The sequence below is a fragment of the Streptomyces ziwulingensis genome, from assembly GCF_039542605.1.
Taxonomy (GTDB): Bacteria; Actinomycetota; Actinomycetes; order Streptomycetales; family Streptomycetaceae; genus Streptomyces; species Streptomyces ziwulingensis.
The window spans coordinates 14,519-40,187 of the sequence record NZ_BAABIG010000015.1 but is presented as its reverse complement, the minus strand read 5'-3'; the positions used below and the strand labels follow the sequence as shown (position 1 = coordinate 40,187).

The following is a 25,669-nucleotide window of genomic DNA, read 5'->3' as shown; positions in this document are numbered from 1 at the left end:
AGCCTTGAGAGGAGTAACGCGATGCCCCGATCCCTTGTCGAAGACGTGTGGCCGCTGTCCCCGTTGCAGGAGGGCCTGCTCTTCCACGCCGCCCTGGACGACCGCGGCGGCCCCGACGTCTACACCGTGCAGGCCGTACTGGCCCTGGACGGACCGGTCGACGGCGCCCGGCTGCGCGCCGCCTGGGAGGCGCTGGTGGCCCGGCACGCCGCCCTGCGCGCCTGCTTCCGCCACGTCAGCGGCGCCCAGATGGTGCAGGTCATCGCCCGGCAGGTGACCCTGCCGTGGCGCGAGGAGGACGTCAGCGCCCTGCCCGAGGACGAGGCGAGGGCCGCCGCCGACCGGGTGGCCGGCGAGGAACTGGCCCGCCGGTTCGACCTGGCGGCGGCCCCACTGCTGCGCATCGCCCTGGTCAGACTGGCCGCCGACCGGCACTGGATGACCGTCACCAGCCACCACGTCCTCATGGACGGCTGGTCGATGCCGGTCGTGATGAGCGAACTGTCCGCCCTGTACGAGAGCGGCGGCGACGCCTCCGCGCTGCCCGCCACCGCCTCCTACCGCGACTATCTCGCCTGGCTGAACCGGCAGGACAAACAGCGGGCCCGGGACGTGTGGCGGGCCGAGCTGGCCGGCCTCGACGCCCCCACGCTGGTCGCCCCCGCCGACCTCACCCGCCTGCCCGACTCCGGTTTCGTCCTCACCGACCTCTCCGAGGAGCTGACGGCGTCCCTGGTGAGCCTGGCCCGCGGCCATGGGCTGACCCTCAACACGGTCGTGCAGGGCGCCTGGGCGGTCGTCCTCGCCCAGCTCGCCGGACGCACCGACGTGGTGTTCGGCGCCACCGTCTCCGGCCGGCCCGCCGAACTGCCCGGCGTCGAATCCATGGTCGGACTGCTGATCAACACCCTGCCGGTACGGGTGCCCCTGGACGGGCGCCGGCCGGCCGTCGAGACGCTGACCGCCCTCCAGGAGCGGCAGGCCGGGCTCATCGCCCACCAGCACCTCGGACTGCCCGAGGTGCAGCGCCTCGGCGGCCCCGGCGCGGTCTTCGACACCCTCGTCGTCTACGAGAACTTCCCGCACGCACCCGGCCGGCCCGGCACCCGGAGCCTGTCGATGCGCCCGGCGAAGCTCTCCCGCGACACCGCCCACTACCCGTTCACCCTGGTCGTCGCCCCCGGCGACCGACTGCACGTCAAACTCGACCACCAGCTCGAACTGTTCGACCGCGGCACCGCCGAAGCGGTACTGGACCGGCTGATCCGGGTGCTGGAGCAGCTCGCCGCCGACCCGCGGGTGCCCGTGGGACGGCTCGCCGCGGTCGGCGGCCCGGAACGCGAACGCGTGCTGCGCGAGTGGAACACCACCGGGGAGGCCGCCTCCGGCACCTCGGTGCCCGAACTGTTCGCCGCGCAGGCGGCCCGCACCCCCGACGCGGTCGCCGTCGTCGACGGCAAGCGGACCGTCACCTACGCCCGGCTCGACGCCGACTCCGCCGCCCTGGCGGCCCACCTGACGGCGCGCGGTGTGCGGCGCGGCGACCGCGTCGCCGTCCTCATGGACCGCTCGGCCGCACTGCTCACCGCGCTGCTCGCGATCTGGCGGGCGGGCGCCGCCTACGTGCCCGTCGACGTGACCCACCCGGCCGAGCGGATCACCTACCTGCTGAAGGACTGCGTACCGGCCGCCGTGCTGTGCACCCGCGCCACCCGCGGCGCCGTACCCGAGGACACCCCGGTGGCCCCCCTCGTCCTGGACGACCTCACCACCACCGTCGACGGGCCGCCGCCGGCGGTGGTGACCCCGGACGACCTCGCCTACGTGATGTACACCTCCGGCTCGACCGGGACGCCCAAGGGCGTGGCCGTACCGCACGGCGCGGTCGCCGCCCTCGCCGGGGACACCGGCTGGGGCCTCGGCCCGGACGACGCGGTGCTGCTGCACGCCCCGCACGCCTTCGACGCCTCCCTGTTCGAGATCTGGGTGCCACTGGTGTCCGGCGCCCGGGTGGTGGTCGCCGAGCCCGGAGTGGTCGACGCCCTGCGGATCCGCGAGGAGGTCGCCGCCGGGGTCACCGCCCTGCACCTGACCGCCGGCACCTTCCGGGTGCTCGCCGAGGAGGAACCCGAGTGCCTCACCGGGCTGCGCGAGGTGCTCACCGGCGGCGACGTGGTACCGGCGCACGCCGTGCACAGAGCCCGGCAGGTCTGCCCGGAGCTGCGGATCCGGCACCTGTACGGACCCACCGAAACTACCCTGTGCGCCACCTGGCACCTGGCCGGACCGGACGTGCCCGGCACCGGCCCGCTGCCGATCGGACGGCCGCTGGCGGGCCGCCGGGCCTACGTCCTGGACGCCTTCCTCCAGCCCGTGCCGGCCGGCGTGCCCGGCGAGCTGTACCTCGCCGGCGAGGGGGTGGCCCACGGGTACGCCGGACGGGCCGCCCTCACCGCCCAGCGGTTCGTGGCCGACCCGTACGCCCCCGGGCGGCGGATGTACCGCACCGGGGACCTGGCACGCTGGACCGGCGACGGCGAACTCGTCTTCGCCGGCCGGGCCGACGACCAGGTCAAGATCCGCGGCTTCCGGGTGGAGCCGGGCGAGGTGGAGACCGCGCTCGCCGCCCTGCCCGGCGTCCGGCAGGCCGTCGTCGTCGCCCGGGACGACGGCCCCGGCCAACAGCGGCTGATCGGCTACGTGGTCGCCGACGGACCCGACCTCGACCCCGACCTGATCCGCGCACAGCTCGCCGAGACGCTGCCGGAGTACATGGTCCCGGCACTCGTGATGGCCATGGCCACGCTGCCCGTGACCGCCAACGGCAAGGTCGACCGCAAGGCGCTGCCCGCCCCCGACTTCGACGCGCGCGTCGCCGGACGGGCCCCGGAGAGCGAGACCGAACAGCTCGTGTGCGCGCTCTTCGCCGAGGTGCTCGCCCTCGACACGGTCGGCGCCGAGGACAACTTCTTCGAACTCGGCGGCGACTCCGGCCTCGGCATGCGCCTCGCCCGCCGGATCCGCGAGGAACTCGGCGTCGACCTGCCCATCCGGCGGCTGTTCTCGGCGCCCACCCCGGCCGGCGTGGCCCGGGCCCTCGCGGCCAAGGTCCGGCCGGTGCTGCAGCGGGTCCCGGACCGCCCGGACCCGCTCCCCGTCACCGCCGGCCAGTTGCGCACCTGGCTGCTGGACCGGCTGGCCGGCGACGGCGGGGCCGCGCCCGCGCACCACGCGCTCGCCCTGCGCATCCGCGGCGCCCTCGACCGGGACGCCCTCACCGCGGCGCTCGGCGACCTCACCGACCGGCACGAGATCCTGCGCACCACCTTCCCCGGCACCGGCCGCTCGGTCCACCAGCGGATCCAGGAGGCGGCGGCCGCACGGCCCGCGCTGCACCTCACCGAGGCCCGCGAGGAGGACCTGCCGGAACTGCTGCGCCGGGCCGGCGCCCACACCTTCGACCTCACCCGCGACACACCCTGGACCCACACCCTGTTCGCCCTCTCCGACACCGACCACGTCCTGCACCTGCTCGTGCACCACATCGCCGCGGACGCCCGGTCGACCGGCGTGCTGATGCGCGACCTCGCCGCGGCCTACGGGGCCCGGCGCCGCGGCCGCGCCCCCGAACGCGCACCGCTGCCCCTGCAGTTCGCCGACTACGCGCTGTGGGAGCGGGAACTGCTCAGCGGCGAGCAGGACCGCGAGACCCTCGCCTGGGACGAGATCCAGTTCTGGCGCGGCGCCCTCGACGGCGCCCCCGAGGGCCTGGACCTGCCCGCCGACCGCGCCCGCCCGGTGCTGCCCACCCGCCGCGCCGGCTCCGTACCGGTCCTGCTGGACGCCCAGGCGCACGCCCGGCTCACGGCTGCGGCCGAACCGGCCGGGGCCGACACGTTCACCGTGCTCCAGGCGGCGCTCGCGCTGCTGCTCGGCCGGCTCGGCGGCGGCGACGACGTCACCCTCGGCACGGTGCTGCCCCGCAGCGACGACGAGGTCGAACTGGAAGGACTGATCGGCGCCTTCGAACGGCCCCTCGCCCTGCGCACCGACCTCTCCGGCGACCCCGGCTTCACCGAACTCCTGCGCCGGACGCACGACGCGGGCCGGGAGGCACGCCGCCGCCAGGACGTGCCCTTCCCCCGGCTGCTGGAGGCCCTCGGACTGCCGCCCACCCCCGACCGCCACCCCGTCTTCCAGGTCGCCCTCGACCTCCGCGACGCCGGCGAGGACCCCTGGGACGCCTGGCAACTGCCCGGCCTGAGCACCAGCCCCGTCGCGCTCGGCACCGACGCCACGGAGTTCGACCTGTCCCTGCGCCTGGACGAGACCGAGGACCCCGACGGCGCCCCCGGCGGCCTCACCGGCGAACTGCGCTACGCCACCGACCTGTTCGACGAGGCCACCGCCACCGCCTTCGCCGCACGGCTGGTCCGCGTCCTGGAACAGGTCGCCGCCGACCCCGGGCTGCGGATCGGGGACGTCGACCTGCTGCTGGACGACACCGAGCGGCGCACGGCCCTGGAGACGGGCGACGACACCGAGCCGCCCGCGACGACCGCCGTCGAGGCACCGGCCGCGCAGGCCGCCGCCACCCCCGGCGCGGTCGCCGTGACGGACGCCGCCGGCTCCCTCACCTACGCCGAACTCGACACGAGCGTCCGCATCCTGGCGCGGCGGCTCGCGGCGCGCGGGATCGGCGCCGAGGACGTGGTCGCCGTGGACGAACCCGCGGGCGCCGCACTGGTCGGCCCGCTGCTCGCGGTGCTGCGCTGCGGTGCCGTGCCCTGGCCGGTCCCCGGCCCCGACGCGGCAGCGGCCGGGATCCGGCCCGCCGCCGTGCTCACCACCGCGGCCCGCGCCGCGGCCTGGACGTCCGCCGCGGACCTGCCCGTCGTGCTCACCGACGCCGACGACCCGACCGCCGAGGGCGCCGACCCGCGCCCCCCGCTCCCCGGCCACGCCGCCCTGCTGCTCCCCGGGACGGCCGGGACCGGCGCGTACACGGTCGTCGAGCACCGCACCCTCGCCGCCCGCGTCGCGCACCGCGCCCGCACCTCACCCGTCTCCGGAGTGACCCTGCTGGACACCCGCGCGCCGGCCGCGTCCCTGCTCACCCCGCTGCTCGCCACCCTCGGCTCCGGCGGTACCGTCCGCTTCGGCACCCCCTCGGCGCGGGAACCGGACGCCGACCTCCTGGTCACCACCGGCGCCCTGCTCGGCGCGCCGGGCGCGGTAGCGGCGGCGTACCCGGAGATCCTGCTCACCGACGACGAGCCGTACCGCGTCCCCGCCGTCACCACCCGGGTCACCGGGCACACCCTCGCCGAGATGGGCGGCGGCTGGCTGGAGGCGCGGCTCGCCCCCGGCGAACACCCGCCCGCCTCCCGGCTCCCGGCGGGACGGCCGCTGCCGCACACCCTCGCCCGTGTCCTGGACGACCGGCTGCGCCCGGTGCCCACCGGCGTCGAGGGGGACCTGTACCTCGCGGGCGGCACCCTCGCCCGGGGCTACGCGGGACGGCCCGGAGCGAGCGCCGAACGGTTCGTCGCCGACCCCTACCGGCCAGGCGGCCGGATGCTGCGCACCGGCGAGCGGGCCAGGCGGGACGCGGCGGGCGTGCTGTCGCTGCGCGACCGGCGTGCCACGCGGACCGCCCGGCCGGCCGGCCGGGGCGGCGGCGAACTGGACGTGCTGCTGCCGCTGCGCGCCGAGGGCGACCGCGCGCCGCTGTTCTGCCTGCACCCGAGCATGGGCCTGAGCTGGTCGTACGGGGCGCTGCTGCCGTATCTGCCGGCCGACCTGCCGGTGTACGGGGTGCAGGCGCGCGGACTGGCCGGACCCGAGGAACTGCCGCACAGCATCGAGGAGATGGCCGCCGACTACGCCGACGAGATCCGCGGTGTGCAGCCCGAGGGGCCGTACCACCTGCTCGGCTGGTCCTTCGGCGGCATGATCGCCCAGGCCATCGCCTGCCGGCTGGAGGAACTGGGCGAACAGGTCGCGCTGCTCGCGCTGCTCGACGCCTACCCCAGCAGCGTGGGCAAGTCGGTCTCCCGGGACCGCGGCGTCTCCCGCGAGGAGCAGGCGTCGACCCTGATGGAGCAGGAGATCGAGGTGTCGGCGGGCGTCGACGCGCGCGGCAACCTCGGCGACCGGGTGCTGTCGCGGATGCAGGAGGTGCTGGGCAACATGGCCCGGTTCGCGCCCGGCCACGAGCCGCGCCGCTTCGGCGGTGACCTCCTGCTGTTCATCGCCGCCGACGACCGGCCCGACGAACTGCCCGCCGACCTGGCCAGGGCCAGTTGGGAGCCGCTCACCGGCGGCACCGTCGAGGCCCACGAGATCCCGGTCGACCACTACCGGATGCTGCACCCCGGACATCTCGCGCCGGTCGGCCGCGTCCTCACCGAGAAGCTCACCGCAAGCCCCACCGAGCGCATCGCGCACCCCACCGCAACCGAAGGCGGATGACACCGTGACGAACCCTTTCGACAACGAGAACGGCACCTTCCTCGTACTCGTCAACGACGAGGGCCAGCACTCGCTCTGGCCGGCGTTCGCGGAGGTACCGCAGGGCTGGACCACCGCGTTCGGCGAGGCCGGCCGGGCCCAGTGCCTGGAATTCGTCGAGGAGCACTGGACCGACCTGCGGCCCAAGAGCCTCATCGCCCGGACGGAGGGCGCCGCCACGGCCTGAGCCGCGGCACCCCCACGGAAGGAGACAGGTGGACACCGAACAGGTGACGGCCGTGGTCATCGGCGACATCGCGCTCATCGTGGTCGCCTCCTGGCTGCTGGGCGCGCTGGCCCGCCGGCTGGGGCAGCCGACCGTGATCGGACAGATCGCGGCCGGTGTCGCCCTCGGCCCCACCCTGCTGGGGCAGCTCCCCGGCGATCCGACGAAGACGCTGTTCCCGCCGGAGGTGCTGCCGTATCTGACCGTGCTCTCCCAGGTCGCCGTCGTGGTCTTCATGTTCCTCGCCGGATACGAGATCGATTACCGGCAGTTGCGCCACGGCGGCCGGTCCGTACTGGCGGTGGCCGCGCTGGCGCTGCTGGTCCCGGCCGCGCTCTCCACCGGCGCGGTCACCCTCCTCGACGGGGCGTTCACCGCGGTCGAACCGGACGCGGGCGGGCGGACGTTCGTGATGTTCATGGCGGTGGCCTGCTCGGTGACCGCGCTGCCGGTGCTGGTGGCGATCGTCCGCGAACGCGGCATGACGGGCACCCCCACCGGCACGGTCGCCGCCACCGCGGCCGGGATCATGGACGTGGTGGCCTGGCTGGTGCTGGCCGCCGCGTTCGCCGGCACCGGTCACACCGCGGGCCCGCCGTGGCTGCTGGCGCTGGTACTGATCGTGCTGTTCGCCGCGGTCATGTTCCTGGTCGTACGGCCGCTGCTCGACCGGCTGCTGCGCCGTTCGCAGGCCTGGCTGCTCAGCCCGGTGCCGATCGCGCTCGGGCTGGCCCTGGGCAGCGCCTGGGTGACGGCCGGGCTGGGGCTGCACCCGGTGTTCGGCGCCTTCCTCGCGGGGCTGGTCATGCCCCGCCGCGACGAGGCCCCGGACCCCGAGGTGGCACGGCCGATGGAGCAGACCGCGGGGCTGCTCCTGCCGCTGTTCTTCGTCACCACCGGACTGAAGTTCGACATCGGCGGGCTCGACACCGACGGACTGGTGCTGCTGGCGCTGATCCTGGTCATCGCGGTGGCCGGCAAACTCGGCCCGGCGTACGCGGCCTGCCGGTTCACCGGACTCGGCCCGCACCACGCCGCGCGGGTGGCCGCCCTGGTGAACACCCGCGGACTCACCGAACTGATCGTGCTCAATGTGGCACTCGACACCGGGGTGATCGGCCCCGGACTTTTCACGGTGCTCGTCCTCATGGCTCTGGTCACCACCTGCATGACCGGGCCGCTGCTCACCTTGATCGGGCGAAACGAACGTCCGATCGCGGAAATTGGACGGGTTGACCGACCCGCCGGACGAATTCAGGCTCCATAGGAACGCAGTAACGGACAGGGAGTTGGCTGTGGCAGCAAGCACCGAAGATTTCGATGTGGCCGTGATCGGGGGCGGACCCGCCGGTTCCACCCTCGCCGCGCTCGTCGCCAAACAGGGCCACCGGGTCGTCGTACTGGAAAAGGAGAATTTCCCGCGCTATCAGATCGGCGAATCGCTGCTGCCGTCCACCATCCACGGCGTGTGCCGGCTCTCCGGCGCCGCGGACGACCTCGCCGCGGCCGGCTTCCCGCTCAAGCGCGGCGGCACCTTCCGCTGGGGCGCCCGGCCCGAGCCGTGGACCTTCGCCTTCGCCGTCTCGCCCCGCATGGCGGGCCCGACGTCCGTGGCCTATCAGGTCGAGCGGTCCAAGTTCGACGACATCCTGCTGAAGAACGCCCGCAAACAGGGCGCCGACGTCCGCGAGGGCTGCCCGGTGCGCGGGGTCGTCGAGGACGGCGAGCGGGTCCGCGGCGTCACCTACAGCGACCCCGACGGCACCGAGCGCGAGATCCGCGCCAAGTACGTGGTCGACGCCTCCGGCAACAAGAGCCGGGTGTACAACAAGGTCGGCGGCACCCGCGAGTACTCCGACTTCTTCCGCAGCCTCGCCCTCTTCGGCTACTTCGAGAACGGCAAGCGGATGCCCGAACCCCAGCGGTTCAACATCCTCTGCGTGGCCTTCGAGAGCGGCTGGTTCTGGTACATCCCGCTCAGCGACACCCTCACCAGCGTCGGCGCGGTCGTCCGGCAGGAACTGGCCGAGAAGATCCAAGGCGACCCGGAGGAGGCGCTGCGGGCGCTGATCGCCGAGTGCCCGATGATCGCCGACTACCTCTCCGACGCCACCCGCGTCACCGAGGGCCAGTACGGCGAGATCCGGGTCCGCAAGGACTACTCGTACCACCACACCACCTTCACCCGGCCCGGCATGATGCTCGTCGGCGACTCCGCCTGCTTCGTGGACCCGGTCTTCTCCTCCGGCGTGCACCTGGCCACCTACAGCTCCCTGCTGGCCGCCCGCTCCCTCAACAGCGTCCTGGAGGGCAAGGTCGGCGAGGACGCCGCGATGGGCGAGTTCGAGGCCCGCTACCGGCGCGAGTACGGCGTCTTCTACGAGTTCCTCGTCTCCTTCTACGAGATGCACCGCGACGAGAACTCCTACTTCTGGCAGGCCAAGAAGGTCACCGCGAACAACGAGCCCGAACTCCAGTCCTTCGTCGAGCTGATCGGCGGGGTCTCCTCCGGCGAGCAGGCCCTGATGAACGCCGGGGCGCTCGGCGACCGGCTCACCGAGAACTCCGAGGAGTTCGCCACCGCGGTGGAGAAGTACGCCGCCAACGACGACGGCAGCGCCGTACCCCTGTTCAGCTCCTCCGTGGTGCGCAACGCCATGCACGCGGCGGGCCAGGTGCAGATGCGGGCGCTGCTCGGCGAGGACGCCGAACCCGAGGCCCCCATGTTCCCCGGCGGTCTCGTCACGTCACCCGACGGCCTCTACTGGCTGCCGGCCACCACCGCCTGAGGAGGCGAACCGAGACGATGGCCCCCCGTGACGTACCCGTGTACAACCGCCGGGACCGGTTCGACCCGGTCCCGGAGCTGGCCGGGCTGCGCGCCCAGTGCCCGGTGCTGCGGACCGAACTGCACGGCGGGCCCTCCAGCCAGGTGGTCGGCTGGCTGGTCACCGGCGCCGAGGAGGCCCGCGAGGTGCTCAGCGACCAGCACCGGTTCACCATGCTGCCGCCCGCCGACACCGAGGCGCAGTCCCGTCGGCTCCAGAACATCGGCAACCCGCTGCACTACGACCCGCCGGAGCACACCAGGCTGCGCAAGATGCTCAACCCCGAGTTCACCATGCGCCGGCTGCGGCGGCTCCAGCCCCGCATCGACGACGTCGTCGAGGAGTGCCTCGATGCGATGGAACAGGCCGGCAGTCCGGCCGACCTGATGCACCACTTCGCCTGGCAGATCCCCGGCCACACCGCCTGCGAACTGCTGGGCGTCCCCCGCGACGACCGGGCGGAACTCTCCCGCCACCTCGACATCACCCGCGACGACGGCCGCGGCCGGGCCCGCCAGATGGCGGCCGGCCGGGCCTACCGCGCCTACTTCACCCAGCTCACCGCACGGCAGCGCCGCGACCCGGGCGACGACCTGCTGGGCATGCTGGTCCGCGACTACGGCGACGAGATCACCGACGAGGAACTGGAGGGCCTGGCCGCGTCACTGACCTCCGCCGGCATCGAGAACGTCGCCAGCATGCTGGGGCTCGGCACCCTCGCCCTGCTCGAACACCCCGGCCAGCTCGCCCTGCTGCGCCGGGACCCCGGCCTCGTCGACCGCACCGTGGAGGAACTGCTGCGCTACGTGTCGGCGATCCCGACCCTCTCGCCGCGCACCGCGCTGGAGGACGTGCCGCTCGGCGGGCACGTGATACCGAAGGGGGAGCGGGTCATCTGCTCCGCCTTCGCGGTGAACCGGATCGCCGCCCCCGGCGGCGACCCCGAGAACGGCTTCGACATCACCCGTGAACCCAGCCCGCACCTGGCGTTCGGACACGGCGTGCACCACTGTCTCGGCGCCCCGCTCGCCCGGATGCAACTGCGCAGCGCCTACCTGGCGTTGTGGCGGCGCTTCCCGGAGCTGCGGCTCGCCGTCCCGCACGACGAGATCCGGTTCCGCATGCCGTCCTCGCGGGTGTACTCCGTGGACGCGCTGCCGGTGGCCTGGTAGGAGGAGAGACGCACATGCCGCAGCAGACCCGAGAGCAGGTCCCGCAGCAACCCCCGCGGGCCCAGGCCTACCCCGAACTGCTCTACACCCGGCGCACCCGGTTCGACCCGGCCGACGACCTGCGGGCCGCGCCCCCGCTGAGCAGGTACGTCATCGGCCCCAACGAGTCCGACGAATGGGTCTGGCTCGCCACCGGCTACGCCGAGGTGCGCCGCATCCTCGGCGACCACACCAACTTCAGCACCCGCCGCCGGTGGGGCGCCGCCGGACCCGACTGGCGCCCGCCGGAGCTGGTCGGCCACCTCATGGACTACGACCCGCCGGAGCACACCCGGCTGCGCCAGATGCTCACCCCCGAGTTCACCGTACGGCGGCTGCGCCGGCTCGAGCCGGACCTCGAAGCGATCATCGAGGAGCACCTGGACGCCGTCGAGGCCGCCGGACCGGGCGCCGACCTGATGCCGCTGTTCGCCCAGCCGGTGCCGGGCGAGGTGCTCTGCGAGCTGATCGGCGTGGCCCGCGACGACCGCCCCGAGTTCCTGCGCCACTGCCACCGGCACCTCGACTTCTCCCGCAGCCGCAAGGTGCGGGCGGCCGACGGCGCCGCGTTCTCCCGCTACCTCGTGTCGATGGTGGCCCGGCAGCGCGAGGACCCCGACGAGGGTTTCATCGGCTCCCTGGTGCGCGAGCACGGCGACCGCTTCACCGACGACGAGATGCGCGGCGTCTGCGTCCTGCTGATCCTCGCCGGCATCGACAACATCGAGGGCATGATCGGCCTCGGCGTGCTGGCGATGCTGGAGCACCCCGAGCAGTTGCCGCTGCTCCTCGGCTCCCGCGACGCGGACGGCGACGGCACGGGTACGGGCACGGGTACGGGCCGGGGCAACGGGGGCGGGGGCGGGGGCCGGCTCGGCTCCGACCGCGCCCTGGACGAGCTGATCCGCTACATGTCGGTGGCCAACGCGCCCACCCCGCGCACCGCGGTGCACGACGTGACCATCGGCGACCAGGTGATCAAGGCCGGTGAGACCGTCATCTGCTCGCTCACCATGGCCAACCGCGACCCGTCCCTCACCGACGGACCGGACCGGCTCGACCTGGCCCGTGAACCGGTCGCCCACGTCGCCTTCGGGCACGGCGTCCACCACTGCCTGGGCGCCGCACTGGCCCGTACCGAACTGCGGATCGCCTACCGGGCGCTGTGGCGGCGCTTCCCCGGCCTGCGGCTGGCCGTCCCCCTGGAGGAGGTGCGCTTCTACAACCGCGCGCTCGCCCACGGGGTGCACCGGCTGCCGGTCACCTGGTGAGCGGCGGGGGAGGGGGCGGACCGATGGAGATCCGGATCGACCGCGACAAGTGTGTGAGCGGGGGTGTCTGCGCGATGTTCGCGCCCCGCGTCTTCGACCAGGACGACGACGGCGTGGGCGTCGTCGACAACACCGCGCCGGCCGCGGAGCTGGCCGCGGCCGTGCGGTCGGTTCTCTGGCGCTGCCCGGGACACGCCATCAGCGTCCACGAGCCGAGCCGCTGAGCCACCGGGGAAGGACACGGAAGGACACGAGAGGGAGGACCCGGGGGGAGGGCGGCGGGGAGGGGGCCGGGTGATCACCCGGCCCCCTCCCCGCCGCCCCGGTCGCCCCGCCGGGCCTCAGGGGCTCGGCCCGCCTCGCCTGAGCGTCGCGAGCCGCCGGGCCTCGGCGACTCCCGCGCATCCGGCCAGCCCCAGCGCGTCCGTCAGCTCGGCGGCCAGGATCTCCAGCACCTGCCGGACACCGTCCTCGCCGCCGGCCGCCAGGCCCCACAGCGGCGCCCGGCCCACCAGCACCCCCGACGCGCCGAGCGCGAGGGCCTTGAGGACGTCCGTGCCGCCGCGCACCCCGCCGTCCAGGAGCACCTCGCAGCCGCCGTCGACGGCCGCCACCACGTCGGGCAGCGCGTCCACGGCGGTCAGCGCGCCGTCCAGTTGGCGGCCACCGTGGTTGGAGACCACCAGGGCGTCGACGCCGTACTCCACCGCCCGCCGCGCGTCCTCGGGGTCCAGTACCCCCTTCAGCACGATCGGCAGCCTGGTGTGCTCGCGCAGCCGCCGCACCGACGACCAGGTCAGGGACCGGGAGAAGGTCTCCGCGGTGTGCGCGGCCACCGCCGACGCGCCGTCGTCGCCGCGGTGCGCCGCCGACGTCCCGGCGCCCAGATGGACCGCCCGGACGTCGGCCGGCAGCGCGAACCCGTTGCGCACGTCACGCAGCCGGCGGCCCATCCACGGCACGTCGACGGTGAGCACCAGCGCCTCGCAGCCGGCGTCCTCGGCCCGGCGGACCAGGTCCAGCGTCCGCCCGGTGTCCCGCAGCCAGTAGAGCTGGAACCACACCGCGCCGCCGACCGCCGTGACCTCCTCCACCGGGACACTGCTCAGCGTCGCCACGGTGAACGGCACCCCCGCCGCCTTCGCGGCCCGCGCGGTCGCCGCCTCGCCCTCGGCATGGACCAGCCGGTGGTACGCCACCGGCCCGACCGCCACCGGGAACCGCACCGGCCGGCCGAGCAGCGTCGTCCCCGGGTCGCACGCGGACACGTCGTTGAGGACCCGGGGACGCACGAACACCGCGTCGAACGCGGCCCGGTTGGCCGCCAGCGACAGTTCCCGGCCGCTGCCCCCGGCGACGAAGTCCCACACCTCGGGCGGCAGGGCCGCGGCGGCGGCCCGCTCGACGTCGTCCAGGTCGAGCGGGCCCGCCGCCGCGTCCCGGCCCAGGTCACCGCTGGCCATGCCGCCCGTTCTTCTCGAGTTCCACCGCCTCGTACAGCGCCTTGATGTTGGCGCTGCCGAACGTCCCCGCGCCCTGCCGTTCGATGACCTCGAAGAACAGCGTGCCCTTGGGGTGCGTGGAGGACGTGAAGATCTGGAAGAGCTGGCCGCCGTGGTCCTCGTCCGCCAGCAGTCCGGTCTCGCGCAGCGTCTCGATGGAGTGCGCCTGCGGCGCGATCCGGCCGTCGAGCAGGTCGTAGTAGGCGTCCGGCGTGTTCAGGAAGCGGACACCGCGCCCGCCCAGCGCGCGGACCGTGCGCACCGCGTCGTCGCTGGAGAAGGCGAGGTGCTGGATGCCGGCTCCGTCGTGGTTCTTCAGGAACGCGTCGATCTGGCCCGGCTCGGCCGAGGTGTCGGGCTGGATGAGGGTGAGCGTCACCGCGCCGTTCCGGCTCTGCACCACCTTCGACTCCATCGCCTGCGTGCCGACGACGATCCGCTCCGCGAAGATCTCGTCGAAGCCCAGCGCGTCACCGTAGAACCGCACCGTCGTCTCCAGGTCCCCGGCGGGCAGGCAGACCGCGAAGTGGTCGATCTCCAGCAGCCCCACCGCACCGGACCAGGACGGCCGTTCACCGGCGACCGGCGTGAACCCCGCCGGGAGCCCGTCCGCCGCGCCGCTCCCGCGCTCCACCAGGGTGTGGACGACGTCCCCGAAGCCGCCGATCAGCGCGCTCGCCCGGACCCCGTCGCCGGAGTGCCGCTCCGGCCCGCGCAGCGCACGGGCGCCCGCGGCCACGGCGGCGGCGTACGCGGCGTCCACGTCGCCGGTGCGCAGCGCGATGTCGGCGACCCCGTCGCCGTGGGCCGGGAGGTACGCGGAGGCGGGGTGCCGGTCGCTCAGCGGGGTCGTCAGGACCAGGGTGATCCCGCCGTGCCGGAGCGCCAGGCCGCGGTGGTCGGCCGAGGCGCTCTCGCCGGCGACCGAGAAGCCGTACGCCTCCCGCCAGTTCCGGGACGCCGCCCGGAGGTCCTCCACATACAACTCGACGTAGTCGATCGTGCATTGGCTGAGGGGATGATTCACGCCCGCTCGATCATTCATGACGGTCCCTGGGTCGAAGAAAGATCGGGATGTGCGGGACAACCGTACAACTCGGCCCTCGAATTACGCACTTGTCCAAGTTTCCGGGCCGAACTCCTCGTCAAAGAAGCGCCGTTGTCGCAGTTGGCCACATGCGTGATACTGGCCCCCATGCAGATCCCGGAAAATCTTGAGGAATTGAGTACGGAGTCGCTGCACGCGTCGCTCACCGCCGCGTCCATGGAATCGATGAATCTGCTGAACAATATTGCCGGCGCCTATCCGGACGCAATATCGTTCGCGGCCGGCCGGCCCTACGAGGGATTCTTCGACACGGATCAGCTCCACACCTACCTGGAGGTGTTCACCGGCCATCTGCGCGACGAGCGGGGCCTGACGCGACAGCAGGTCTCCCGCACCCTCCTGCAGTACGGCGACACCAAGGGCGTCATCGCCGACCTGATCGCCCGCAACCTCGCCGTCGACGAGGGCATCGTCGCCGACCCGGCCTCCGTCGTCGTCACCGTCGGCTTCCAGGAGGCACTGTTCCTGGTGCTGCGCGCCCTGCGCGCCGAGGACCGCGACGCGCTGCTCGCCCCGTCCCCGACCTACGTCGGCCTCACCGGAGCCGCCCTGCTGACCGATCTGCCGGTGCTGCCGGTGCCCTGCGCGGAACACGGACTCGACCTGACGGAGCTGGTGCGGGTACTGCGCGCCGCGCGCGAGGCCGGCCGCCGGGTCCGCGCCTGCTACGTCACCCCGGACTTCGCCAACCCCATCGGCGTCAGCATGCCCCTCGCCGACCGGCACCGGCTCCTCGACATCGCCGCGGCGGAGGGCCTGCTGCTGCTGGAGGACAACCCCTACGGCCTCTTCCACCGCACCCCGGACCGGCGCCCGCCCACACTCAAGTCGCTCGACACCGACCGCCGGGTCGTCTACCTGGGCTCCTTCGCCAAGAGCGGCGTGGCGGGCGCGCGGGTCGGTTTCGCCGTCGCCGACCAGCGGGTGGGCGAGGGGCTGCTCGCCGACGAACTCTCGAAGATCAAGAGCATGCTGACGGTGAACACCTCACCGATCGCCCAGGCCGTCATCGGCGGCAAGCTGATCGCCAACGGCTTCAGCCTGGTCGCCGCCAACGCCCGGGAGGCCGCCGTGTACCAGCGCAATCTGACCCAGGTCCTGGAGGGACTCGACAGACGGTTCCGAGCGTGCCCGGAGGTGACCTGGAACGAGCCCGACGGCGGGTTCTTCGTCGTCGTCACCGTGCCGTTCACCGTGGACGACGCCTTCCTGGAGTACGCCGCAGGCGAGCACGGCGTGCTGTTCACCCCCATGCACCACTTCTTCGGCGCGGGCACCGAATCCCGCCAACTGCGGCTGGCCGTCTCCACCCTGACCCCGGAGCGGATCGAGGAGGGCCTCGACCGGCTGGCCGCCGCCGTCACCTCCCGACTGCCCGGCCCGGCCACCGCCCCCGTCACCACCGGGGCGGTCTCGTGATCCGCACCCTGGCCGTCGTCGGCACCGGACTGATCGGCACCTCCGTGGCGCTCGCCGCCGCCCGGCACGGCGTCACCGTCCACCTCCTCGACACCGACCCCCGCGCGGTCCGCACCGCCGAGCTGCTCGGCGCCGGCACCGCACGGCCGCCCGGGGAGCCGGTGGACCTCGCGGTGCTCGCCGTCCCCCCGAGCCGGGTCGCCGACGTCCTCACCCAGCAGCAGGCGCGCGGCCTGGCCCGCGGCTACACGGACGTGGCCAGCGTCAAGGCCGGCCCGGAACGGGAGGTACTGGCCCGCGCCCCGCGGCCCACGCACTTCGTCGGCGGCCACCCGATGGCCGGCCGGGAACGCTCCGGGCCGCTCGCGGCCCGCGCCGACCTCTTCCAGGACCGGACGTGGGTGCTCACCCCCTCCCGGCTCACCTCCAAGCAGACCTTCGACCGGGCCCTGGAGCTGATCGCCCTGTGCGGCGGCGTGCCCACCGTCATGCAGAGCCTCGCCCACGACGAGACCGTGGCGATCACCTCCCACGCCCCGCACCTCATGGCCGGCCTGGTCGCGGCCCGCCTCGGCGGCCGGTCGCCGGTCACCGCGCTCCTCGTCGGCCAGGGGTTCCGGGACGCCACCCGCATCGCGCGCGGCGACGCCCGGCTGTGGACCGACATCGTCGAGACCAACGCCGCCGAGGTGGCCGGCGTCCTCACCGCCCTGCAGACCGACCTGACCGCCCTGCTCACGGCGGTACGGGAACTGGCGGCACGGGACGGGCAGCACCGGGCGCGCAGCCGGCGCGACCTCACCGGCCTGCTGGAACGCGGCGTCGCCGCCCTGGAGACACTGCCCGCCCCGGCGCCCGGTCCGCTCGCCGCCGACACCGCCCGGGTCGACGTCACCCTCGCCGGGCACCCCGGCGAACTCGCCCGGCTCCTGGACACCGCGGCCGGACACGGCGCGAGCCCCGACACCGTCGCCGCGCCCCTCGCCCCGCACGGCCCGAACGGGCCACTGGTCATCCGCTTCGAACTGGTCCGGGCCGACGCGGCCGTGCTGGCCGGGAAACTGGCCGCCGAGGGCTGGGACGTCGCCCGCGGGCAGGACCCGGAGGGTGACGTACAGGACGGGCCGGCACCCGCTCTCGCCGGTGTTCCCGGCTGACGAGCCGGTGCCCCTCGCGGGGGAATGTCGAGGGGCACCGGTGATCGGGGCGCGGCGGCCGTCGTGACGGGCCGCCGCGGTTCGTCGTACGAGTGCGGCGCCGAGGCCGGTCAGGGGGTCGCCAGTGCCTCGGTCGGAGGCAGCCGGGCCGCGCGCAGCGCCGGATAGAAACCGGCCAGCGCGCCGATCAGCAGCGTCGAGCCGATGCCCCCGGCCATCGCCCAGGCCGGCACCACCGACGGCCAGCCCTGGTACGAGGCGTAGCCGAGGGTCACCACGATGCCCAGGGTCACCCCGCCGAGCCCGCCGAGCAGGGACAGGAGCTGCGACTCGCACAGGAACTGGTTGCGGATCTGGCCCCGGGTGGCCCCCAGCGAGCGGCGCAGCCCGATCTCGGAACGGCGCTCCAGCACGGAGATGACCATCGTGTTGGCCACCCCGACGCCGCCGACCAGCAGCGCCACCGCGCCGAGGCCGAGCAGCAGCCCGCTCAGGGTGTCGTCCGTGGCCTCCTTCGCGGCGAGCACGTCGGAGGGCCGGGACACCGCCACCTCGTCGGGCTTCTCCGGGTTGGCGGTGGCCCCCAGGATGGCCTGCACCTCGGAGACGTGCTCCTCGACGGCCCGTACGTGCACTTCCGTCGGATAGCCGTCGAAGCCGAGCTTCTCCTCGGCGTAGGGCCAGCCGACCAGTGCCTGGGTGTCCAGTTCCGGGATCAGCGCGTTGGGCGCGAGCACCCCGATCACGGTGAACCAGCGGTCGCCCAGCCACACCTGGATGTCCGCCCCGGCGCGGTGCACCCCGAGCTGCTGGGCGGCGCGCGGGCCGAGCACCACGGACGGATAGCGGTCGTTGGCCGCGTTCAGCCAGCGGCCGTCGGCCAGCTTCGCGCCGGTCGTCTCGGTCAGGTTGGTCTTGGCCGCCTTGACGGCGATCCCACTGGTCTCGGCCTCGGGGATGTGGTCGTTGCGGTAGACCTTGGCGTCGACCTTGCCGAGCGCCGTCACCGACTCCACGTCCTGGAGGTTGCCCACCATCTCCACCGACTCGCTCGGCAGCCGGGAGGCGTCACCGCTGAGCGAGGGCCCCGGGGTGACGGAGAGCAGGTTGGTGCCCAGGGCGCTCAGCCGCCGGTCCAGATCCTCCGTGCTGGAGGTGGAGATGCCCACCACGCCCACCATCGCCGCGATGCCGATGGCGATGCCCAGCGCGGACAGGAACACCCGCATCGGCCGGGCCCGCAGCCCGTACCCGCCCACCCGCAGCACGTCGGCGGGGCTCATCCGGGCCGGCCGGGGCCGGGCGCCCTCGGTACGCCGGCCGGTGCCCGTCACCGCTCCACCCCCGGCGCCGCGGCCGCCAGTTCACGGCCCGCCGCGGCCGAGTCGTACTCGATCCGCCCGTCCTTGAGCCGCACCTCGCGCGGCAGCGACGCGGCGACGTCCCGGTCGTGCGTGATGACGACGACCGTGGTGCCGGCGTCGTTCAGCTCGTGCAGCAGTTCCAGCACCGTCGCGCCGGACCGGGAGTCCAGCGCCCCGGTCGGCTCGTCGGCCAGCAGCAGCGGGGGATCGCCCAGCACCGCGCGGGCGATCGCGACCCGCTGCTTCTCGCCACCGGAGAGCTGGTGCGGCTCGTGGTACAGCCGGTGCCCGAGCCCCACCCGGCGCAGCGCCGTCTCGGCGAGCCGGCGCCGCTCGGCGCGCGGCGTGCCGCTGTACAGCAGTCCGTCGGCCACGCTGTCCAGCACCGGGATGCCCGAGGTGAGATGGAACTGCTGGAACACGAAACCGATGGTGCCGGCCCGCAGCGCCGACAGTTCGCGGTCGGTCAGCTCCTCGACGGCGTGGCCGTCGACCCGGACGTGCCCGGAGGTCGGGCGGCTCAGCGTGCCCATGATGTTGAGCATGGTCGACTTCCCCGACCCGGACGGCCCGACGATCCCGACCAGTTCACCGCGCCCGATCACCAGATCCGCCCCGGCCAGCGCGACGACCTCCCCGTACCGCTGCGAGACCTCCGTCAGCTCCACCACGTGCGGCGTCACTTGGGCACCCCCACGGTCATGCCTTCCTTGATGCCGGTGCCCTTCACCTCGACCAGACCGTCGGCGAACATGCCCAGCTCCACCGGCACCATCGAGGTGCCGTCGCCGTCGGCCGCCGGGACCTCCAGGGCGTAACCGCCGCCCGGCCGCGCCATCAGCGCGTTCACCGGCACCGCGAGCACGTTCCGGCGGCTGTCGGCCGCCAGCACCACGTCGACGGAGGCGGCCTGGTAGCGGCCCAGTTTCTTCTGGTCCTCGATCCGCAACTCGACCGGGAGGGTCGCCTCGTCCGCGCCCTGGCTCTCGGCGCCGGCCCCGGCCCCGGAACCGGCGGCGGCGCCCGCCGCGGTGCCGATGTCGGTGACCTCGCCCACCACGGTGGAGCCGTCCGGCAACCGGACCGTGGCCTTGGAGCCCTCCTTCACCAGGTCCTCGTGCTGCGGGTCGAGGTCCACCGAGACGATCCGCTCGGTGCCCGTCCAGGTCAGCACCTCGCCGCCGGCGACCGCGCCGGGCGAGGTCTTCAGCTCCGCGACCCGCCGGGCACCCGAGGCGACCACCGCGTCCCCGGGCCGTACGGTCCCGGTCTCCTCGGCGTTGAGGTCCTCCTGCCACTCCTCGACCGCCTGGGCGGTGCCCGAGGTGTACTCGTCGTCCACCTCGAAGCCGTCGTAGCCCAGCTTGTCGAGGTTGCGTTCCAGCATCCGCACGTCGGAGCCGTCGCTTCCGGGTTCCAGCGTGCGGTAGAAGGGGATCGTCCCGTACAGCAGCGGCACCTCGCGCTCGTTGACCCGGTAGACGGTCTCGCCGCGGGTGAGGGCGTCGCCCTCGCCGGGCACCCAGGTGACGAACTCGCCCTCGGCGGCGGCCTGTCCGCCGCCGCTCTGCCCGCTCTGGCCGGACGCGGCGGCGGAGCCGTCGGTGACGGGGGTCGGCTCGCCGCGGCCCAGGGTGCCGTCCACGGTCTCGGTACTGGTCAGTGTCATCCGCTGGACCTCGGTGGTCGCGGCCGGCCGGTCGGGTGCGGCCGCGGCGGCTTCGTCGTCGCCGCTGAAGGCGCCGGTGGCGGCGAGTCCCGCGGCGGCGGCCACGGCGATCGCCACCACCACGAGCAGGGCCGTACGCCGGCCGCGGCGCCTGCGGCGGTCCGCCGGCGGCCGGTCGCCCTCCTCGGTCACCGCCGGCCGCTCCGCCTCCTCGGCGACGGCCGGTTTCCGCTCCTCGCCGTCCGGGACCGCGGGAGCCCCGCCGGGCTCCGCGACGGCCGGCAGACGATCCGCCTCGTCCTGCGCGGTCACTGGCCCCCGCCGCCCTGGATCATCATGCCGCCCCCAGGCCACTTGTCCTGGCACGCGGAACGGGCCTGCTGGAAGGTCGGGTCGCCCATGCTGAGGCCGGCCCCGGCGAAGTCGAGGGCCATCTGGCCGCCGTTGATCTCCGGGTCCGGGAACTTCGGCACGCCGTTCTCACGGATGCACTCCGCCCAGGCGGCGACCTTCGTCGGATCGAGCGGCTCACCGCCCTGGTCCTGTCCCTGGGCCTGCGGGGCCTTGCCCCGGCACGCCTCCATGGCGCCCTGGAACTCGGGGGAGTCGGTGTCGACGTCGCCCGCGTCCATGCGGACGCCGCCGTCGGCCTGCTGGGGGTCGGGGAAGCCGGGCACGCCCTCGGCGCGCATGCACTCGGCGAACTCCAGGGCCTGGTCGAACTGGCTGTTCGCCGACCCGGAGGAGGAGTCGGAACTCGCCTCGCCGCCGGAGGCCGCGTCGGACTCGTCGGAACAGCCGCTCAGCAGCACGCCGGTGAGCAGCAGGGACACGGGAAGAATGGCGCGCCCGATCAGAGCGCGACGATGTGTGGAGAACATGGACGGAGTTGTACGCGGGCGGCGGTTACACGCCGGGAACAACCGCCCCCACCTCGTTCACCCCGCCACACGTTATTCCCCTGTTACGGGGTCCAGGGCATCCTGACCGGCATGAGAGTGCTGATTGTCGACGACCACCTCGAACTCGCCGAGACGATCGCCGCCGGACTGCGGCAGGAGGGCATGGCCGTCGACCTGGCATTCGACGGACAGCAGGCGCTGGACCAGGCCACCGTGTACGACTACCACGTCATCGTCCTCGACCGGGACCTGCCGGTGCTGCACGGCGACGAGGTGTGCCGCGCCCTGATCGAGCACGGCTCCCGGTCCCGCATCCTCATGCTCACCGCCTCCGCCACCGTCGCCGACCGGGTCGACGGTCTCAGCCTGGGCGCCGACGACTACCTGACCAAGCCGTTCGCCCTGGCCGAACTGGTCGCGCGGATCCGCGCCCTCGCCCGGCGCGCGCACCCCGCCGTGCCCCCGGTGCTCACCCACGGCGATCTGTCGCTCTCGCCCGCCGAGCACACCGCCTGGCGTGGCGAACGCCAACTCGACCTGTCACCCAAGGAGATGGCCGTACTGGAACTGCTGCTGGCCGCGGGGGGCGCGGTGGTCTCCGCGGAGGAACTGCTCGAACGGGCCTGGGACGACGCCACCGACCCGTTCACCAACACCGTGAAGGTGACCGTCAGCAGGCTGCGCCGCAAGCTCGGCGACCCGCCCGTGATCGAGACGGTGCCGCATGTCGGCTACCGCATCTGAACCGGCCGGCCGGTTCCGCATCCGCTGGTCGGCCCGGCTCCGCCTGACCCTGCTCTACGGGGCGCTGTTCCTCGTCTCGGGCGCCACCCTGCTGGCCGTCACCTACCTCCTGGTGGTGCAGAGTCCCGCGTCCAAAGGGACCAGGGTGACCACGGTGAACGCCTCGCGCAACCCGGCCGTGCAGGAGATCAAGTCGCAGATCTCCTACGTCGCCGACCGCCAGCGCCAGGAGGCGCAGCGCACCCTGCTCACCCGGTCCGGGATCGCGCTCGGCGTCATGACCGGTGTCTCCGGCGGGCTGGGCTGGCTGATGGCCGGGCGGGTGCTGCGGCCGGTCCGCGTGATGACGGAACGGGCCCGGCGCATCTCGGCGCACAATCTGCACGAGCGGCTCGCGATGCCCGGCCCCGCCGACGACGAGCTGAAGAACCTCGGCGACACCTTCGACGGGCTGCTCGCCCGGCTGGACGCCGCGTTCGAGGCGCAGCGCCGCTTCGTCGCCAACGCCTCGCACGAACTGCGCACCCCGCTGACCCTGCACCGGACGGTGATCGAGGTCGCGCTCAGCAGACCGGACACCGACGGCCGGGCACTGCGCGCCGTCTGCGAACGGGCGCTGGCCATCGGCGAGGACCAGAACCGGCTGATCGAGGCGCTGCTGACCCTGGCGAGCAGCCAGAGCGGCGTCTTCCCCCGCGAGCCGCTGGACCTCGCGGAGGTCGTCACCGACGTCCTCGACACCCTCGCGCCCACCCGCCCCGGACACGTCCGCGTGGACGTCGCCCTGCGCCCGGCCCCGGCCGAGGGCAACGTCCCCCTGCTGGAACGGCTGGTGACCAACCTGGTCGGCAACGCCTACCGGTACACCCCGCCCGGCGGCTGGATCCGGGTGACGAGCGGACCGCGGGACGCGGGGCCGGTGCTGCGCGTCGTGAACAGCGGACCGGTGGTCCCGCGGGAGGCCATCCCGCTGCTCTACCAGCCCTTCCAGCGGCTCGGCCACCGCTCCGCGCGCGCCGACGGCCACGGCCTGGGGCTGTCGATCGTGGCGGCGGTCGCCGACGCCCACCGGGCCCGGATCGCCACCGAACCGGGCCCCGAGGGCGGCCTCGACATCACCGTCGCCTTCCCCCGCGGCCCCCGCGCCGGCGACCCGCCCGGGACGCCCGGGTGAGTCCAGGCCGACGCCGCACGACCGGGTGCGGGGGAACGCGGGACTGAGCACGGGCCCGGACGGAGGTCCTTCGGAACGAGCCGCCGGAACGAGCCGCCGCGACGAGCCGCCGGGTCGCGTGCCGCCCGTCCTCGGCCCCTGTCACTTTCGGATCGTTCCGGATGCCCCGACCGGCGCACTCGCCCCTACTCGATGTCGTTGGCGATGCCGACGCCCTTGTGGCCGCTGTGGAAGGGCTGGCTCACGAAGCCGGCGGCCGGGCCCGCCGAGGCGGAGACCGCGGTCCCGGCCGCGGCCGGCGTCGTGCCCGCCGCCACCGGCAGGAGGGCAGCGGAGGAGGCGTTGGCCCAGTGGGCCACGATGCCGTTGTCCCGGCGCTGGCTGGCCGGGCCGGAGTGGGCGCTCACCGAGGCGGAGTGGCCGTAGTACTTGGCGGCGTACTTCAGCGCGCCGAAACCGCCCGTCGAGAAACCGGACACGGCTTGGAGTACCAGCCCGCGTGCCCGCCCGGTGTGCGCCCGCCCGGTGGGGGCACACCGGGAGCGGGGGCCTCGACGGGCGTTCTGCGACCGGCGTCAGCGGTTGGCGGCACCGCCCCGGGCGCCGCCGCGCAGGACACTCATGATCATGACAGTCCGCTGCGGTGGGCGTGGCATGTGGTGGCGGTCTTTTCCCGGGCCCGTTCTCGGCGCCGTGACGATCCACTTAGTTTTTGCACTCCGCTTTTCCGCCGCGAATCGAGGAGTCGACGTGTGCCGTGCATTCGTTTCGGGACCCGCGGTCCCGGCCGCCGACGCGGCGGTGGACACCGCGACGCCGGCCGGCCCGCCGGCTCCCACCGACGAGCGGGTGCCGGCCGTGCGGACCTCCGCGGGCGACTTCCCTCCCCGCCCGTCCTGGTGACCGGCGGCGTTTCAGGCAACGCGCGGTACGTCGTGCGGCCCGCCCGTCCCGCGGACCCGCCGGGCACGCCGGCCTTCCCGGTGTCGCCATGACCGCCCGCCCGTCCCGCACCCGCCCGGCTCACGCCCGGCCGTCCCGCATCCGCCCGGCCCACGCCCGGCCCTCCCGCATCCGGCCGTCCCGCATCCGGCCGGCTTCCGGCCGGCCGTCCGTCGGCAGGCTGCTGGGCGTCATCGCGCTGGTCGCCTTCGTGACCACCGCGGACAACTCGGTCCTGGTCGCGGCGCTGACCTCCATCCAGGCCGAACTCGGACTGGGCATGGCGGGCGCCCAGTGGCTCGGCATCGCCTACATGCTGGCCTTCGCCGGGCTGCTGCCGGCCACCGGACCGCTGCTCGACCGCTGGGGTCCGGCCGGGCTGCGGGCGGGGCTGCTGATCTTCGCCTCGACGTCGCTGACCGCCGCGCTGGCGTCCGACGCCGTCGTGCTGCTGGCCGCCCGGGTGGGGCAGGGCCTGGGGGCCGCGCTGGTGGTTCCCGGCACGCTGCGGCTGCTGCGCACCGGGCTGCCCGCCCGGCACCGGCACCTGGGGGCCGCGGTCTGGACCGCGGCCCTGGCCGCGGCGCTCGCGCTGGGACCGTGGCTCGGCGGGCTGCTCACCCAGCACGGCCACTGGTCCTGGATCTTCCTGGCCCATCTGCCCCCGCTGGCCGCCGCGGCGCTCCTGCTCGGCCGGCCGGCTCCCGCCGGGCCCGAGCCGGCCCGCGCTCCGGTCCCCGTCGCCGCCGCCCTGCTCGCGGTCGCCGCGAGCACGGCGCTGCTGGCGGGCGTCGTGGGCTGGGGCGAGGAGTGGTCCTGGCTGCCGGTGGCGGTGGGCGCGGCCGCGCTGGCGACGCTGGTACGCCACGAACGGCGCAGTACGACGCCGCTGCTCCCCCGGGGGGCGGTACGCAACCCCGCCGTGCTCGGTTCGGTCGCGGTGCTGCTGCCCTGGGGGATCGGGGTCAGCGGCGTCGTCTACTTCACCCCGATGGTCCATCAGGAAGCGTTCGCCCAGGGCCCCGTGGCGGCGAGCCTGCCGCTGGTCGTCATCGCGCTCGCGGTGGTGGCCGCCGCACCGGCCGTGGCGCCGATGACCAGGCGGTTCGGGGTGCGTACGACGGTCCTGGCCGGCTGCCTGGCGGGCGGCGGCGGGTTCCTGGCGCTGGCGGGCGCGGCGCACGCGCCCGACCTGCTGTCGCGGCTGCCCGGGCTGGTCCTGCTCGGCCTCGGGGCGGCCTGCACCGCGCCGTTGACCGCGCACCCGCTGGACACGGTCGCCGACCGGGACTCCGGCACGGTCGCGGCGCTGCTGACCGCGGCCCGCGAACTGGCCGCCGCACTGGGCGTCGCCCTGCTCGGCCTGGTGCTGGCCCGCGACGCGGTCGCCGATCCCGCGCACGGCTACGCCACGGCGCTGGTGATCGCGGCCGGGCTCCAGGCCGTCGCCGCGGCCGCCGCGCTGACGCTGCTGCACCCGCCGCCGAAACAGGTCCCCGCTTGACCTCGCCCCCTCACCTCATCCCCGCCCTCACTCCCTCCCGCACTCCCGCCTCCCCAGACCCCTGACCCTGACCCCCTTCCCCTCTCCCTCCGCCCCTCTCCCTCTGCCCCTCTCCCTCTCTCCCCCTTCCCCTCT

General features: G+C 74.3%; 19 protein-coding genes and 1 pseudogene. 13 read left to right on the top strand and 7 right to left on the bottom strand.

Translation table 11 applies throughout. The annotated features are described in order from the left end of the window. Nucleotides 1–21 precede the first annotated feature (21 nt). From ABEB00_RS07130 to ABEB00_RS07100, 7 genes are read left to right on the top strand one after another with little or no spacing between them, the layout of a single operon-like run. Nucleotides 22–6,474, top strand: coding sequence for an amino acid adenylation domain-containing protein (locus ABEB00_RS07130; RefSeq protein WP_345618105.1), 6,453 nt, complete (start codon nucleotides 22–24; stop codon nucleotides 6,472–6,474). 4 nt (nucleotides 6,475–6,478) lie between these two features. Beyond that, nucleotides 6,479–6,700: an MbtH family protein gene (locus ABEB00_RS07125; protein ID WP_345618103.1), complete on the top strand. Its 222-nt coding sequence runs from the start codon at nucleotides 6,479–6,481 to the stop codon at nucleotides 6,698–6,700. 28 nt (nucleotides 6,701–6,728) lie between these two features. Then, on the top strand, nucleotides 6,729–8,006 hold the full coding sequence (locus ABEB00_RS07120) for a cation:proton antiporter (protein ID WP_345618102.1): 1,278 nt from the start codon (nucleotides 6,729–6,731) through the stop codon (nucleotides 8,004–8,006). Between the two features lie 28 nt (nucleotides 8,007–8,034). After that, nucleotides 8,035–9,528, top strand: a complete 1,494-nt coding sequence (locus ABEB00_RS07115; protein WP_345618100.1) for a tryptophan 7-halogenase — start codon at nucleotides 8,035–8,037, stop codon at nucleotides 9,526–9,528. 17 nt (nucleotides 9,529–9,545) lie between these two features. After that, entirely contained in the window at nucleotides 9,546–10,739 is a 1,194-nt protein-coding gene (locus tag ABEB00_RS07110) for a cytochrome P450 (RefSeq protein WP_345618099.1), read from the top strand. A gap of 14 nt (nucleotides 10,740–10,753) precedes the next feature. Beyond that, a complete protein-coding gene (locus ABEB00_RS07105) occupies nucleotides 10,754–12,049 on the top strand; it encodes a cytochrome P450 (RefSeq protein WP_345618098.1) in 1,296 nt (431 codons plus the stop codon). Nucleotides 12,050–12,072: 23 nt separating this feature from the next. Next, the gene (locus tag ABEB00_RS07100; protein ID WP_345618097.1) at nucleotides 12,073–12,273 is read left to right on the top strand and encodes a ferredoxin; all 201 of its coding nucleotides are present in this window, start codon (nucleotides 12,073–12,075) and stop codon (nucleotides 12,271–12,273) included. 117 nt (nucleotides 12,274–12,390) lie between these two features. On the opposite strand, the gene ABEB00_RS07095 is transcribed toward ABEB00_RS07100, so the two are convergent. Further along, the gene (locus ABEB00_RS07095) at nucleotides 12,391–13,512 is read right to left on the bottom strand and encodes an alpha-hydroxy acid oxidase (RefSeq protein ID WP_345618096.1); all 1,122 of its coding nucleotides are present in this window, start codon (nucleotides 13,510–13,512) and stop codon (nucleotides 12,391–12,393) included. Next, nucleotides 13,499–14,596, bottom strand: a complete 1,098-nt coding sequence (gene hppD, locus ABEB00_RS07090) for a 4-hydroxyphenylpyruvate dioxygenase (protein ID WP_425586451.1) — start codon at nucleotides 14,594–14,596, stop codon at nucleotides 13,499–13,501. The genes ABEB00_RS07095 and hppD overlap by 14 nt, the downstream gene beginning before the upstream one ends. A gap of 150 nt (nucleotides 14,597–14,746) precedes the next feature. Between hppD and ABEB00_RS07085 the strand changes: the two genes are divergently transcribed. Then, nucleotides 14,747–16,078, top strand: coding sequence for an aminotransferase-like domain-containing protein (locus ABEB00_RS07085; RefSeq protein ID WP_345618094.1), 1,332 nt, complete (start codon nucleotides 14,747–14,749; stop codon nucleotides 16,076–16,078). Further along, nucleotides 16,075–17,235 carry a prephenate dehydrogenase gene (locus ABEB00_RS07080; protein ID WP_345618093.1) on the top strand — a complete coding sequence of 387 codons (1,161 nt, stop codon included), beginning with the start codon at nucleotides 16,075–16,077 and terminating at the stop codon, nucleotides 17,233–17,235. Before ABEB00_RS07085 ends, ABEB00_RS07080 begins: the two co-directional genes overlap by 4 nt. A 110-nt stretch (nucleotides 17,236–17,345) precedes the next feature. Here the strand turns inward: ABEB00_RS07080 and ABEB00_RS07075 are convergent, their stop codons facing one another. The 4 genes from ABEB00_RS07075 to ABEB00_RS07060 are packed head-to-tail and all read right to left on the bottom strand — an operon-like array spanning nucleotide 17,346 to nucleotide 21,149. Then, complete coding sequence (locus tag ABEB00_RS07075; protein WP_345618109.1) at nucleotides 17,346–18,518, bottom strand: ABC transporter permease; 1,173 nt, start codon at nucleotides 18,516–18,518, stop codon at nucleotides 17,346–17,348. 47 nt (nucleotides 18,519–18,565) lie between these two features. Continuing rightward, nucleotides 18,566–19,282 carry an ABC transporter ATP-binding protein gene (locus ABEB00_RS07070; RefSeq protein WP_345618092.1) on the bottom strand — a complete coding sequence of 239 codons (717 nt, stop codon included), beginning with the start codon at nucleotides 19,280–19,282 and terminating at the stop codon, nucleotides 18,566–18,568. Further along, a complete protein-coding gene (locus ABEB00_RS07065; protein ID WP_345618091.1) occupies nucleotides 19,279–20,580 on the bottom strand; it encodes a peptidoglycan-binding protein in 1,302 nt (433 codons plus the stop codon). The genes ABEB00_RS07070 and ABEB00_RS07065 overlap by 4 nt, the downstream gene beginning before the upstream one ends. Further along, the gene (locus tag ABEB00_RS07060; protein WP_345618089.1) at nucleotides 20,577–21,149 is read right to left on the bottom strand and encodes a hypothetical protein; all 573 of its coding nucleotides are present in this window, start codon (nucleotides 21,147–21,149) and stop codon (nucleotides 20,577–20,579) included. The genes ABEB00_RS07065 and ABEB00_RS07060 overlap by 4 nt, the downstream gene beginning before the upstream one ends. Before the next feature lie 111 nt (nucleotides 21,150–21,260). Between ABEB00_RS07060 and ABEB00_RS07055 the strand changes: the two genes are divergently transcribed. Further along, nucleotides 21,261–21,914, top strand: a complete 654-nt coding sequence (locus tag ABEB00_RS07055; RefSeq protein ID WP_345618088.1) for a response regulator transcription factor — start codon at nucleotides 21,261–21,263, stop codon at nucleotides 21,912–21,914. Then, nucleotides 21,895–23,088, top strand: coding sequence for a sensor histidine kinase (locus tag ABEB00_RS07050; RefSeq protein WP_345618086.1), 1,194 nt, complete (start codon nucleotides 21,895–21,897; stop codon nucleotides 23,086–23,088). The genes ABEB00_RS07055 and ABEB00_RS07050 overlap by 20 nt, the downstream gene beginning before the upstream one ends. A 323-nt stretch (nucleotides 23,089–23,411) precedes the next feature. Here ABEB00_RS07050 and ABEB00_RS07045 read toward each other — a convergent pair. Then, nucleotides 23,412–23,573, bottom strand: a pseudogene (locus ABEB00_RS07045) (alpha/beta hydrolase-fold protein); the annotation flags it as partial. A 265-nt stretch (nucleotides 23,574–23,838) separates the two neighbouring features. On the opposite strand from ABEB00_RS07045, the gene ABEB00_RS07040 reads away from it, so the two are divergent. Beyond that, nucleotides 23,839–23,991, top strand: coding sequence for a hypothetical protein (locus ABEB00_RS07040; RefSeq protein ID WP_345618084.1), 153 nt, complete (start codon nucleotides 23,839–23,841; stop codon nucleotides 23,989–23,991). Nucleotides 23,992–24,079: 88 nt separating this feature from the next. Next, complete coding sequence (locus tag ABEB00_RS07035) at nucleotides 24,080–25,534, top strand: MFS transporter (protein WP_345618083.1); 1,455 nt, start codon at nucleotides 24,080–24,082, stop codon at nucleotides 25,532–25,534. Nucleotides 25,535–25,669: the final 135 nt, after the last annotated feature.